The sequence below is a fragment of the Brasilonema bromeliae SPC951 genome (genome assembly GCF_012912135.1).
GTDB lineage: Bacteria > Cyanobacteriota > Cyanobacteriia > Cyanobacteriales > Nostocaceae > Brasilonema > Brasilonema bromeliae.
Genome location: NZ_QMEB01000194.1, coordinates 1 through 12,977, shown reverse-complemented (window position 1 = coordinate 12,977; position 12,977 = coordinate 1). Strand labels below are relative to the sequence as shown.

The following is a 12,977-nucleotide window of genomic DNA, read 5'->3' as shown; positions in this document are numbered from 1 at the left end:
CATACACGATCGCGAATTCCAACCCAGCCCTACCCGTTGCCCGACTTGGAGTTTTTTCACCGCATCGCCAACATTTGCGATTGTACCAACCACTTCATGTCCGGGAACAATCGGGTACTGACTCATTCCCCAATCATTCTTGAGCATACTGAGGTCGCTATGGCAAATCCCGCAGTATTCCACATCAATCTCCACATCCTCACTGCCAAGTGGTCCTGGTTCGTACTCAAAAGGCTTCAGTTCTTCGCCTTGTTGAAAAGCTGCGTAGGCGCGGATCATAGACCTGACCTCAGTTGATGATGTTAAGTTTTTTCAGTAGTTATTGTAAAGTTTTCTCTGACTTTGCGAGCGCCAGAGGTCAAATTGAAAAGAAATCTTAGTACTCGTTATGGAAAGTTCATAAAATGTTGCAAAACTTTATTGAGGATAATGTTTATTTAAAAACTCCTCAGCCTCATCCCGATTGCAAACAACTCCATCCAACGTCGCCGCCAGCAAATCATCGAGCATTTGCCGATACTGCGGTCCAGGTTTATATCCCAGTTTCCTCAAATCATTCCCATTCAAAATAGGCTGAACGTTACGCCAAACAGTTAAATATTGCCAAATCTTCCGCCTAACACCTCTTGAACTTTGCACAGCTATTAAAATCAGCATTGGCACGTCATACTGGCGCAATAACTGTTGAATTTGACTCGGACGCACCTCATCCACTTCCCTGTGTGCTTGCAAAGAAGGGAGAATTTTGTTGACATTAGCTTGAGCTTGTGCTAATACTTCTAGCCTATTGATACTATCTTCGGGCAATAGCAGATTCCTTGCCACGCGCCCTCGATATTCTGCTGCTATGTGGGCAATGAGAGCTTCCAAGCGCATTTGCCAGTGGATAAGGGTTTGCTGGGAGTCGAACCGCCGTAAGCAACGTTCCAGCAAACGCAATTGCCCCAGAAGTTCCTCATCTAGCCCAAGGGTGGGATGGATGCACTGCAAAGCTCCCAACTCTGCCAGTAATTGCAAAGCTGGTTTCCAGTAGGGGGCTTCTAGAATATGTTTTAATTCCGTTTTCAGTCGAGTTTGCAGTGCTGGAGTTTTGCTATTTTCTCGGGTGGTGCGATCGTAAACGCCGCTCGTGATAGCGTAGCGGATATACTCTTCTGTCTGAGGCTCTAAGTGAAATCCGAGTCGCATCGCAAAGCGCACACCGCGATAAATGCGAGTAGGATCTTCGATAAAGCTGTTAGCGTGCAACACCCGAATTTGCTTTGCCTGCAAATCTAGCAACCCGCCAAAAAAGTCGAGTAATGCACCAGCGCGGGGAGGCGTCAGTCGCAGTGCCATTGCGTTGATGGTAAAATCTCGACGATACAAATCTTGACGAATCGAACTCGCCTCAACTTCTGGATTTGCTGCCGGATAAGGATAGAATTCTGTTCTGGCAGTCGCAATGTCAACCCACAATGAATCTAATTCTGGGTCTTTATGCCACAGCAAAGCCGCAGTTTGAAAAGCCCCGTGAATTTCTAAACGTGCTGTTGGGTAAAGTTGCTGTAGTGCTTTTGCCAGTTCCACACCCGCACCCACATCCGCCGCTTTGTGAAAACCATCAACGACTAAGTCAATATCTTTAATCAACAAAGTGCCAGAAGCTTCTTCAGCAAGTAGCAAGTCGCGTACTGCTCCTCCAACAAGGTAAAGATGCCAACCACGTTTTTCTGCTTCTCGTGAAGCTTTGGTAAGCAATTGCCACAACTGGGGTGCTAGCCGTGAATGCAATTCAGCCAAGCTAGGCAACTTAACATGGCTTTCTCCCCTGCTCCTCTGCTCCCCTGCTCCTCTGCTCCCCTGCTCCTCCTCTCTCCCTTGATGCAATTCCCGCAAAACATCAGTACGGGTGACAATTCCCACCAGCTGCCCGTTCTCCAATACTGGCAAGCGTCCAATATCGTATGTCACCATGACTGACTCGATTTCTGGCAGTGTCGTCTCTGGGGTAATTGTCCTCATATTGACTGTCATATAACCCTTAACGGGAGCATGACTAAAGCCGTGATGCAGGGCAAGATCTAAATCTCGTCGAGAAATAATACCTAGTAGTTGTCCTTGAGCATCGGCTACACACAAACCAGAATGTCCGTAGCGCAACAAAGTTCGCTGTGCTTCCGCAATTGTGGTTTCTGGGCGAATGGTGCGAACTGGCGAGGACATCAAGTCTCGGGCAATAGGAGGATGGGGAATTGTTGCTTTTATCCCCTCAAGAAGTTGGTTTAAAATTTCTTCTGAGTCTACCCCTCTTAAGTTCAGCGATGCTGCTTGGGAATGTCCACCGCCACCCAGTGGCTGGAATAACTCATTGAGATTAATACCTTGAATGTGCGATCGCCCCAAAGGGGCGGCTCCTCTGGAGCATCGCCCAATCACTGTCAAGCGTGATTCATCTTCTGCTAAACCATACTCATGAAAAAGCAGTAAGGCATCTATTTCTGTTAACTCCATCAACTGCGAGGCAAGACTTGACAATCCTGGCACGAAAGCATCTGTTTTCAAATTGACCCAGGCAATCTGATATCCTCGTACATATATACGTTGTATTTTTTCCAGCGACACCTTCAACAACTGTTGCAATTGGGGAGAAAGACCAGGATCAACGTACTGACTCACGACTGACAAACTTGCCCCTTGTTGCATCAACCAAGCCAAAGCCAGAGCATCCCGTGGTGTTGTATAGTCAAATGTCAAAGAACCAGTATCCACATGGATACCCAATGCCATCACAGTTGCTTCTGCGGTTGTTAGGGAAATTTGTTGTTTTTGCAATTGCTCGACAATCACAGTTGTTGTCGCTCCAACAGGGGAAATATTTATCTCTGTTGCGGGAATGTCGCTTTGTTGTTCTTGGTGATGGTCATAAATGATAATTTTATTAATATGGGGTAGATCTAACCATTGGGCAGCTTTGCCGATGCGATCGCGCTGTTGGGTATCCACCACAATTAAAGAACGAATTTCGTTGGGATTAACCGAACGTCGTTCCATCAGCTCATACTCATCCCGATGTAGTGCCAAAAAATCTCCAACGGTTGGATGAGAACCGCCACTCAACACAATCTTGCTTCCAGGTAACAGGCGTGTCAGTCCTACGGCGGCTCCTAGTGAGTCAAAATCAGCTGTTGTATGGCACAGAATTAAATCCATAGTTATCAGTCATGGGTCATGAGTCATTAATCGTCAGCACAAAGGATCAAGGACAAATGACTAAAATGTGTCAATTTTCTGTTAGCTTAACAAATAAGGAAAAACTGTCGGTGTTCACCTGCACAATATTTTATCTTTTGTAACTCGTTTGCTGTTTCGGGAGAAGGGAAAATGACTTTTATATTCCAACTGGCTTTATTAGCTCTGGTTTCGCTGTCTTTTGTTCTGGTCATTGGCGTTCCTGTTGCCTATGCCACTCCACAGAACTGGAATGAATCTAGAAAACTGCTGTGGATTGGTTCAGGAGCTTGGATCATTTTAGTGCTTGTCGTTGGGGCGTTAAACTTTCTGGTAGTTTAACAAATTCGGCGTAAGTCCCCCACTATAGCGCGTACTCGCCGTAAGTGGTGGGAGATGCGCCGGGGGATTCCCCTATCTCCCTCACAGGATTCGGTCAACTCAATCTTCTTTTTGCTGGATTTGTCGATAACTCTGCTCCTATACTTTTTGGAGAACCAATGTATATTGGCAAGAAGTATAGATGAATCAGAGGCGGTTATGGCAGTTTTTGAGGGAACTTTTACTCAGGCAGAACCTTTGCGGTTTGGAATTGTTATTGGTCGATTCAATGACCTTGTAACTAACAAGCTGGTGGAAGGTTGTCAAGATTGCTTGAAACGCCACGGTATTGATGTCAATCCTCACGGCTCTCAGGTAGACTACATTTACGTACCAGGCAGTTTTGAAGTTCCGGTTGTGGCTCGCCAATTGGCAGTCTCTGGTCGTTATGATGCGGTTATTTGTCTGGGTGCTGTGATCCGAGGACAAACGCCTCATTTTGATTACGTTTCTTCTGAGGTCGCTAAAGGAATTGCTGCTGCTGCGTTTCAAACTGGTGTTCCTGTGGTTTTTGGCATTTTAACAGTGGACTCCATGCAGCAAGCTTTAGAACGTGCTGGCATTAAAAGCAATCATGGTTGGGATTACGCCATGAGTGCTTTAGAAATGGCTAGTCTGATGCGGCAATTACGTTCAAACCTCGCAGAGCCTTTTTCTGGCCATTCTCTCGTCAGCATCGCTGAAAAGTGCCAGCGTAGGACAGCTGTCTGCAGAATAGTCAGTGATTAGTAGTTAGTGGTTAGTGGCTAACTTTTTCCACTAACTACTAAACAAATAAAAGGGGTTGACAAATAATGCATACTATGGAATAGTAGTAAGAGTGGAGTTTGCGGGTATAGCTCAGTGGTAGAGCGTCACCTTGCCAAGGTGAATGTCGCGCGTTCGAATCGCGTTACCCGCTTTGAAAATAAAAAGCAATGTATAAAGATAAGACTTTGGCAAATTACTGCTGTAAAATGCCAATATATATGAATTATGATTATAAAAAATTTAAGTGTAGCGAAAAAAAAATGATGTAAGATGCGCTACTCTATAAAAAGATCTGTACAGTGGTTAGTATCATACTGTAAAAAAATATTGAATTGATACTGACGTTAAGGCGATATTGAAGAATAAAGGTTGAAGTGAAAAGAAAATTCACTTTAGTCTTTGTGCTTATTCAGTTATGAGATCTGGCTATTATCAGTGTAGTTCAGTGATAGGATTGTACTACCACTGAATTTCAAGAAAATCTGTCCAGAAAAAAGAGTAAGCCAGACTGGCTAATGTTATAAAGAAAGTTCATGGGAAAATAGCTTGCCTGAAAACGTAAATCAGGGGATGCTATTTTCACAGCTATTGGCAAACACGCTCAAGTAAAAAGTTCGCTTGTGCAACCTCAAAAAGCAGACAAAATTGACTTCAATAGTGAATACCCGTGTCCCTGTCGTCGGCGGGGGCAGTTGATTCCTATTACGCTGACAGAAGCATTTGGTTGCAATCGCTGTCAGCAGATATTCGTGGTCGAAGATAATGGTTATGTACTGGAGCAACTTTCCACCACTTATCCCTACAAGCGGGCTTGGCGCTGGAGAGGGAATAGTTGGCAAGTTGTTCATCCTCGATTAGGAGAAAGCTATTTGCCTGTAGCGCTTGGGATTATTTTCGTGCTAGTGATTATATGGTTACCATTGGCACTACGATTGGCAAATGGTTACAGCATTATTGCTTGGGCAATGGTGGCGGTGCTGTTGGCTATTTTGCCAGCACTGATGGTATGGCTCACCTACAGGCGATAATTGAATGACAGTGGATGCTTTTGATGTTAGCCCCGAACCAATTGAGCGCGCAAGACGCGCTCATCAAGCTGCCCTAAAGCTAGGAACCACAAAAGGAGTAGACAGAAGTCGTGCTGTGTTAGCGATGGCACAAGCGATGACACGTTCATTTGACGACATTCTAGAAGCAAACACCTTGGATCTAGAAGCGAGTCGGGAAATGGCGGTGCCAGATTTAATTCTGGATTGGCTGAAGCTGACTCCAAAACGGCTGGAGATGGCAGTAGATATTTTACAACGGCTGGGGGAATTATCAGACCCACTACGGCGAGTCAGACATGCTGACTATCAACTAGACGACTCTCAGACTTATACACAGTTAATGCCTTTGGGTGTGATTGCGTTTATTTATGAGGCGTTTCCAGAATTGGGAGCGATCGCAGCAGCGTTGTGTATCAAAACTGGCAACAGTCTGATCCTCAGAGGCGGTACTGAAGCCAGTCATTCTAACGCGGCGATCGCCAATGCACTTTTGAGTGCTGTGACTGAAGTTGGTTTACCACCAGGTTGTTTACAGCTGATAACAGCAGAAGAAGGAAGTTCTATTCGGGATATAGTGACGCAAGACCAATGCTTGAATTTAGTGATTCCCTACGGACGTTCTAGCTTGGTACAGCAAGTGGCGCGCCAGTCCACCGCCCCAGTTCTCAAATCGGCTATGGGCAACTGCTACCTTTACTGGTCGCCGAATGGTAGTTTAGAAATGGTACGTTGGCTCATTATAGATAGCCATCAAAGCGAACCAGATCCGGTGAACGCAATTGAAAAAGTACTCATTCACCGACAAGCCTTGCCATCTTCTTTACTGACATTGTGGAATAGCTTAAAGGAGAAGGGCTTTGAAATTAAGGGAGATGCCGAATTGGTAGAAGCCTTTCCTCAGCTACAGTTAGCTAAAGAAGCAGAGTGGGGGAGCGCTTTTTTAACGAAGACAGTCGCTTTTAAATTGGTGGATAGTCTAGAGGCTGCGATCGCCTGGATTAATCAATACAGCAGCGGTCATGCTGACTGTATTGTTACTGAATCTTACCAGGAGAGTCGCCAGTTTGCCCTGGGAGTGAATAGTGCTTCGAGCTACATCAATGCTTCTCCGCGTTTTTCCCGGAATCCATCGCGAGGAGATGCGGTATTTCTAGGGATGTCCAATCAAAAAGGTCATCGACGCGGATTGATTAGCTTAGAAAGCCTGACCACTGTTAAGCATATTGTTCAGGGAAACGGACGATTTTAATCATACGCACAAGGTTTGTTGCTTATTTGGAAAAATTTTCTTTTTTTCTGGTAGATAGTTGGCATAATCTGCCACAATGAGATGATTTGGCTTGTGTGTTTCTATCTGAGCAACGCTACTTGGATACTTGCCAGATAACAAACTTCTTCAAGTCAATTCATAGCTCATTTGAACGATTAGTTTTTATGACACAAACACAAACGAGAGTAAGTTTTGCCAAGAACGTTGGTTTTAGAAAGGAACTCAATAAACGAGTTGACGCTTATTTTGAATCTGAGAACATTGCGAAGCGCGATAATCTAGCAATGTACCTCAAGACTGCAATTATCTTGGGATGGGTCATTTCTGCTTGGACATTTACTCTCTTCGGTCCACCGATAATGTGGATGAAGCTATTTGGCTGTGTCCTTCTCGGATTAGGTATTGCTGGCGTTGGTTTTAGTGTAGGACATGATGCCAATCATGGTGGTTATTCTAGTCACAAATGGGTAAATTCTATCTTTGGTTTAACTTATGATGTCATTGGTTTATCCAGTTCTTTGTGGCGATTTCGCCATAATTTCCTGCATCATACATATACCAATATATTAGGACATGATGTCGAAATACACGGAGATGGTTTAGTGCGTATGTCTCCATACATGGAGCATAAATGGTATCATAAATTCCAACATTTCTTCATTTTTATAGTCTATGCAATTATTCCGTTTTATTGGTCTGTTGCTGATGTCAATCTCGCTTTATTCAAGCGCAGATACCATGAGCATGTAATTCCTGTCAAACCTTTAGAAATACTCATATTGTTGGTGGGTAAATTGGTTTGGCTAGGAGTCTTTGTAGGAATACCACTTGTTGTTGGATATACTCCCCTACAGGTAATTGTAGGATTTAGCATTGCTTACATAACCTATGGTCTGCTGATTTGCAATGTTTTCATGCTAGCTCATGTTCTCGCTCCGGTAGAGTTTCTTCAACCACATCCTGAGTCCAACCATATTGATGATGAATGGGCGATTGCTCAAGTCAAAACAACAGTTGATTTTGCACCAAAGAATTCCTTTTTAAATTGGTATTTGGGTGGTCTTAACTATCAGGTGGTGCATCATTTATTTCCCCATGTTTGTCATATTCACTATCCGAAAATAGCTCCTATATTGGCAGAAGTTTGTGTAGAATTTGGTGTTCCATACAGTGTGTATCCAACATTTGGAGAAGCACTTGTTGCAAACTTTCGTTGGTTGAAACTCATGGGTACTTCGCCTCCGGAAAGCACTGCGTTATAAAAGAAAATACACATCCTGCCTCTAACTAAAAACGCAGTTTCTTTGTTATTGAACGCAATTTTTTCTCAGCAGAAGTACCAAAGTTACAGAGTGAAGAGTGAGGAGTTTTTCATGAACTTCTCACTCTTCACTTCATATTAGCTTTTCGCTAATTTTTTATTAGATGTGTAGTAAACTTTTCCTCCAGTATCTGGAACAAAATGACAGGTATTGCACGAACGGACTAATGCACTCAAAATGGGTTCATCAGATTTGCGGAAATAGTCACCCATAATCGGTTTAATCGCCTCAGTTGCTTTCTTCAAATTGTAATGAGGAATGTTCAGGAATATGTGGTGAGCAACATGAGTACCGATATCATGATGGATGTGATTGATAAAACCGTAATCACGGTCAATGCTAGAAATAGCACCTTTGAGAAAAGTCCAATCTTCTCCACGATACCAGGGAAGATCCGGCTCAGTGTGGTGCAAAAATGTTACTAAATCTAGCCAAATGATAAAGACAAGATAAGGTCCAACGTAGTATTTCAACAACCACATCCAGCCCCACTGATAGGTGAGGAAACCAAGCAAAGCAACCATTAAAGTCCAGAGTGTGGTGCTGGTAATAACATCCCATTTTTCCGATGGTTTAAACAGAGGACTACTGGGGAAAAAGTGCGAACCTTCCTTGTTAGGAGAACGCATAAACAAATATACCGGATAAGCCAATAAAAACACGTAATATCGACCCGCTTTCTCCACCCAATCCATCACCTTGTACTGTGATTCACTCACAGGATACCAGCTTTCATCATTATCGATGTTACCAGTATTTTTGTGGTGAGTTCTATGGCTAATTCGCCACCCGTGATATGGAACAAGTATCGGTGTATGGCAAAGATGCCCAATCAAATCATTAAGCCATTTTTTATTAGAAAAAGATTGGTGTCCGCAGTCATGTCCAACGACAAACAAAGCCCAAAACATCGTTCCTTGCATCACCCAAAAAATTGGCCAGAAAAACCAAGAATTTAGAAAATGAGCAATTGCATAAAGTAAACCGATAATCAGGATGTCACGAAAAAAGTAGAAAAGTGATTTCCCGACATTGGGCTGAAAACATTCAGATGGGATTGCTGTTTTCAAATCTTGAAGAGTAAAAGGCAGCTTGGTTGTATCCTCAAGAGATTCAACCTCATGAGGATTATTTGTCTTGATGATATTTGATTGCACTTGATTTTTTTACTGGAGTCAAAAAGGAAGTTGTTGAGCCAAAGTGATCTAAACTTTGCAATCGCATGACTTTGGGTTTGGCTATCCCTAAGTTTTGGAAATGCAAAGCAGCAAGGTAATATCTGGCAATTTCAGTAACAAGACTTGTGTTTACAGAATTGCCAAAATCTATTTCTTAGAGCTATGAGCTTATTGTCCTGCAAAATAGTCTTTAAAAGACTGATAGCCACTATCGGCTTTATACAGGTGACACTGATCTGTAATTCGCTTCATTAAAGAAAAAGAAAACCGACATTCATCATGCAGGTACGTCTCCCAATTTTCTTTGATACTGCGATAAGCCATCCGCAAATTATAAGAAGGAATAGCAGTTGAAATATGATGGGGGACGTGGACATTGATATCGTGGCAAAGGATTTCTACCCAAGAAGGGTAATCGCAATGAACTGTGCCATTTAGCTGTGCTATAGCCTGGTTCCACTTAGATTCTGCCACAAAAGGAACGTCTGGAGCAGTATGGTGAACCAGCGTAAAAGTACTCATCCAAAAATGGTAAACCAGCCACGGAAGTAGCCAAAATTTCACAAATCCCCAGATCCCGGTTGTGGCGATGAGGATGGGGAATGCGATCGCAGCAAAAAGCACGACGACAGCCACAGAAAATTTCACACTTGCTTGGTCTTTCTTGCGGAATAAAGACCAATTAAAGTGCAAAACTCCGCAATGAATGATTGAGCCTATCCACCACAATCGATACCTTAGAAATGCTATGAAACCCCATTGCGAAATTTTTCCACAACTTTCATAAACTTCTGTGGTGATTGGCTGCCAAGCGTTGTCCTCATCCAGCTTGTTAGTGTGAGTGTGATGATAATTGTGCTGAATACGCCAACTGTGGAACGGGTAAATTAACGGCATCATCATCACATGTCCCACTAAATCGTTGACCCAGCGACGTTTAGCAAATGAACGATGACCGCAATCATGCCCGATGACAAAAAAACCGGTTAAAGCAGTACCCGTAAAAATCCACGCTAGAGGTAAGAGAAACCAAGGAGCGATGATCAAGCTGAAATAGCCCAAGCAGACCATCAAGACACTGAGCAGAACTTTTGTCCAGGCTTTGCGGCGATTCTGCTCAAAACATTCCCGTGGCAAGCTTTTGATAATATCTTTTAGCTTAAGGTCGGATAACCCACGCTCATGAGCTGACTTGTGGCTTTCGATTGTTGATATAGTCATGAATACCTGAAAAGACAACAAACCTCACTACCAAATCACTAAACAAGTGGCTGTCGCAAAGTTTTTTAATATTTGCGTCTTGGATTATAGCAATCTAATGTACCCTACCGCACCTGCAATAAACCCCCGCTGATGCTTTAGTAGCCTTTTAGAAGCGGGGGAGCATAAGTAGTTCAAAATTCAAAATTCAAAATTCAAAATTGAACATTAAATAAGATAAGAATTGCTAACTATTGACCGCTTACTGCTTTTTCTGGTGCCAGCTTGACATTTGTAGCTAGACCCAGTAATTGTAGCAATTGAACGGTCATCCAGGTTAGGTCAATTTCCCACCATTTCAACCCGTGGCGAGCTGAGAATTGATAGGCGTGGTGGTTATTGTGCCAGCCTTCACCATAGGTTAGTAAAGCTACCCACCAGCAGTTTGTAGAGCGATCGCTTGTATCATAAGTACGATAGCCGAACTTATGGGTAGCACTGTTGACAAACCAAGTACAGTGCCACACGAAGATCAGGCGAACAAAAACTCCCCAAACGACAAATGACCAACCACCCAGCAGCAACAGGACTATACCCAGCGCCACCTGGATCAAAATCATATTCTTTTGCAGAAACTGATAAAATGGGTCGTCGCCAATATCTTTAGTAAAGCGAGGCACGTCCGCGAAAGCAGGTGAATTATAAAACATCCAAGCTATGTGACTCCACCAGAAGCCCTTATTGGAATCGTGGGGGTCTTGCTCTTTATCAGAGTGCAAATGATGTATACGATGCATTCCTACCCAATCGATTGGTCCTCCTTGGCAAGTGAGTGTCCCACAAAAAGCCAAGAAATACTCCAGCCACTTGGGAGTTTCAAAACTACGGTGGGTGATCAGGCGGTGAAATCCTAAGGTAATACCCAAGCCACCAGTTAACCAGTAGAGAAACAAGAATACACCGAATGCTTTCCAGCTAAAGTTACTTGGAAACAGGGCAAACAAAACTCCGAGATGCAAACCGGCGAAAAATGTGATATGAAGCCAATTAAGTTGGGATTTTGTGGATGTAGCAATTGTCATGCATTAACCTGAATAGGAATTGTCAAGCCTAATCTGCGCGATATAAAAATCCGCAAATTTTTTATGTTTTCTTAAAAGAGGAACTAATGAATAGCTCGGAACAGCTGCGTGAAGCAGAACAAGCACTGTTACAGATTTTTTCTGGAATTGACGCTCAGGTCAAGCAAAATCTTCAACGAGTATTATATGCTTTTCGCCATAATCATGTAGGGGCACACCACTTCGCCGGTGTCTCTGGATACGGACACGATGACTTGGGGAGAGAAACTTTAGATCGAGTTTTTGCGGTGGTGGTGGGCGCTGAGGCGGCTGCTGTACGAGTACAGTTTGTTTCAGGAACCCACGCAATTGCTTGTGCTTTATTTGGTGTTCTCCGTCCTGGTGATGAAATGCTAGCGGTGGTTGGTGCACCCTACGATACTCTTGAAGAAGTCATTGGATTACGAGGTCAAGGTCAAGGTTCACTACTTGAGTTTGGCATTCGCTACCAACAATTAGATCTTACTCTAGAAGGAACTATAAATTGGCAAGCTTTAAGCCATGCGGTAAAGGACAAAACTCGTTTGGTGCTGATTCAGCGTTCTTGTGGTTATTCTTGGCGTCCTAGCTTATCAATAGCCGATATTGAAAAAATTATCCACTTGGTCAAGCAGCAAAATCCTAATACCATTTGCTTTGTTGATAACTGCTATGGCGAATTCATAGAAACTCAGGAACCTACCCATGTTGGTGCTGATTTGATAGCAGGGTCGTTGATTAAAAACCCCGGTGGTACGATTGTAACTGCTGGCGGTTATGTTGCCGGTCGCGCTGACTTGGTAGAAGCCGCTGCTTGTCGCCTCACAGCACCAGGAATTGGCAGTTACGGAGGTGCCACTTTTGACCAAAATCGCCTGCTGTTTCAAGGGCTGTTTCTCGCCCCACAAATGGTAGGAGAAGCAATGAAAGGGACTCACCTCACGGGTTATGTATTTGACAAACTAGGTTATCCAGTCAATCCAGCACCGTTTGCTAAGCGTCGCGATGTCATTCAAGCAATTAAACTAGGTTCTGCCCAAAAACTCATTGCTTTTTGTCGGGCAATTCAACAAAATTCACCCATCGGTTCTTATCTTGACCCCATCCCAGATGATATGCCTGGTTATGAAAGTAAGGTCGTGATGGCTGGCGGGACATTTATTGAGGGAAGCACCTCTGAATTTTCAGCTGATGGTCCATTGCGGGAACCGTATGTGGTGTATTGCCAAGGGGGAACTCATTGGACTCATGTAGCAATAGCTTTAGAAGCAGTCATAGAAGCTGTGGGAGAAGCGAATACGTAGATCTCCTTTGGGAATAGAGCGGTTTTCAATTGCGTCCAATACGGTAGAGACGTTGCATGTGAGGCAGGTGCTAACAGCGGGTTCCCCGACTTGAAGCAACTGCCGTTCGCGCAGCGTCTCCGCAGGAGATACCCGAAGGGCAACGTCTCTACATATCGTTATCGGGCTGCAAGCGGGAGGATGAAAACCCCTACCTTTACATGAGTGGATGAA

General features: G+C 43.8%; 10 protein-coding genes, 1 tRNA gene and 1 pseudogene. 7 read left to right on the top strand and 5 right to left on the bottom strand.

Annotated elements, in window-relative coordinates; all coding sequences use genetic code 11:
• Both DP116_RS21070 and DP116_RS21065 read right to left on the bottom strand, forming a co-directional pair.
• On the bottom strand, positions 1–279 hold a 279-nt coding region (locus DP116_RS21070; protein WP_169157032.1), incomplete at its 3' end, for an alcohol dehydrogenase catalytic domain-containing protein.
• A gap of 138 nt (positions 280–417) precedes the next feature.
• Positions 418–3,192: a CBS domain-containing protein gene (locus DP116_RS21065; protein ID WP_169157031.1), complete on the bottom strand. Its 2,775-nt coding sequence runs from the start codon at positions 3,190–3,192 to the stop codon at positions 418–420.
• 171 nt (positions 3,193–3,363) lie between these two features.
• On the opposite strand from DP116_RS21065, the gene psbZ reads away from it, so the two are divergent.
• From psbZ to DP116_RS21035, 6 genes and pseudogenes are all read left to right on the top strand, one after another.
• Positions 3,364–3,552 (top strand): photosystem II reaction center protein PsbZ, encoded by a 189-nt coding sequence (gene psbZ / locus DP116_RS21060; protein WP_169157030.1) that lies wholly within the window; start codon positions 3,364–3,366, stop codon positions 3,550–3,552.
• Between the two features lie 198 nt (positions 3,553–3,750).
• Positions 3,751–4,309 (top strand): annotated as a pseudogene (ribH, locus tag DP116_RS21055) (6,7-dimethyl-8-ribityllumazine synthase).
• Positions 4,310–4,420: 111 nt separating this feature from the next.
• A tRNA-Gly gene (locus DP116_RS21050) sits at positions 4,421–4,492 on the top strand.
• A 469-nt stretch (positions 4,493–4,961) separates the two neighbouring features.
• A complete protein-coding gene (locus tag DP116_RS21045; RefSeq protein ID WP_048867110.1) occupies positions 4,962–5,369 on the top strand; it encodes a hypothetical protein in 408 nt (135 codons plus the stop codon).
• Between the two features lie 4 nt (positions 5,370–5,373).
• The gene (locus DP116_RS21040; RefSeq protein ID WP_169157029.1) at positions 5,374–6,639 is read left to right on the top strand and encodes a glutamate-5-semialdehyde dehydrogenase; all 1,266 of its coding nucleotides are present in this window, start codon (positions 5,374–5,376) and stop codon (positions 6,637–6,639) included.
• 185 nt (positions 6,640–6,824) lie between these two features.
• Positions 6,825–7,922, top strand: coding sequence for a fatty acid desaturase family protein (locus tag DP116_RS21035; protein WP_169157028.1), 1,098 nt, complete (start codon positions 6,825–6,827; stop codon positions 7,920–7,922).
• Between the two features lie 137 nt (positions 7,923–8,059).
• On the opposite strand, the gene DP116_RS21030 is transcribed toward DP116_RS21035, so the two are convergent.
• The 3 genes from DP116_RS21030 to DP116_RS21020 all read right to left on the bottom strand — a co-directional run bounded on the left by DP116_RS21030 (position 8,060) and on the right by DP116_RS21020 (position 11,442).
• Positions 8,060–9,139, bottom strand: a complete 1,080-nt coding sequence (locus DP116_RS21030; RefSeq protein ID WP_169157027.1) for a fatty acid desaturase — start codon at positions 9,137–9,139, stop codon at positions 8,060–8,062.
• 189 nt (positions 9,140–9,328) lie between these two features.
• Complete coding sequence (locus tag DP116_RS21025) at positions 9,329–10,381, bottom strand: fatty acid desaturase (protein ID WP_169157026.1); 1,053 nt, start codon at positions 10,379–10,381, stop codon at positions 9,329–9,331.
• 230 nt (positions 10,382–10,611) lie between these two features.
• On the bottom strand, positions 10,612–11,442 hold the full coding sequence (locus DP116_RS21020) for an acyl-CoA desaturase (RefSeq protein ID WP_169157025.1): 831 nt from the start codon (positions 11,440–11,442) through the stop codon (positions 10,612–10,614).
• Between the two features lie 86 nt (positions 11,443–11,528).
• Between DP116_RS21020 and DP116_RS21015 the strand changes: the two genes are divergently transcribed.
• Positions 11,529–12,764 carry a methionine gamma-lyase family protein gene (locus tag DP116_RS21015; RefSeq protein ID WP_169157024.1) on the top strand — a complete coding sequence of 412 codons (1,236 nt, stop codon included), beginning with the start codon at positions 11,529–11,531 and terminating at the stop codon, positions 12,762–12,764.
• The last annotated feature ends 213 nt before the right edge of the window (positions 12,765–12,977 follow it).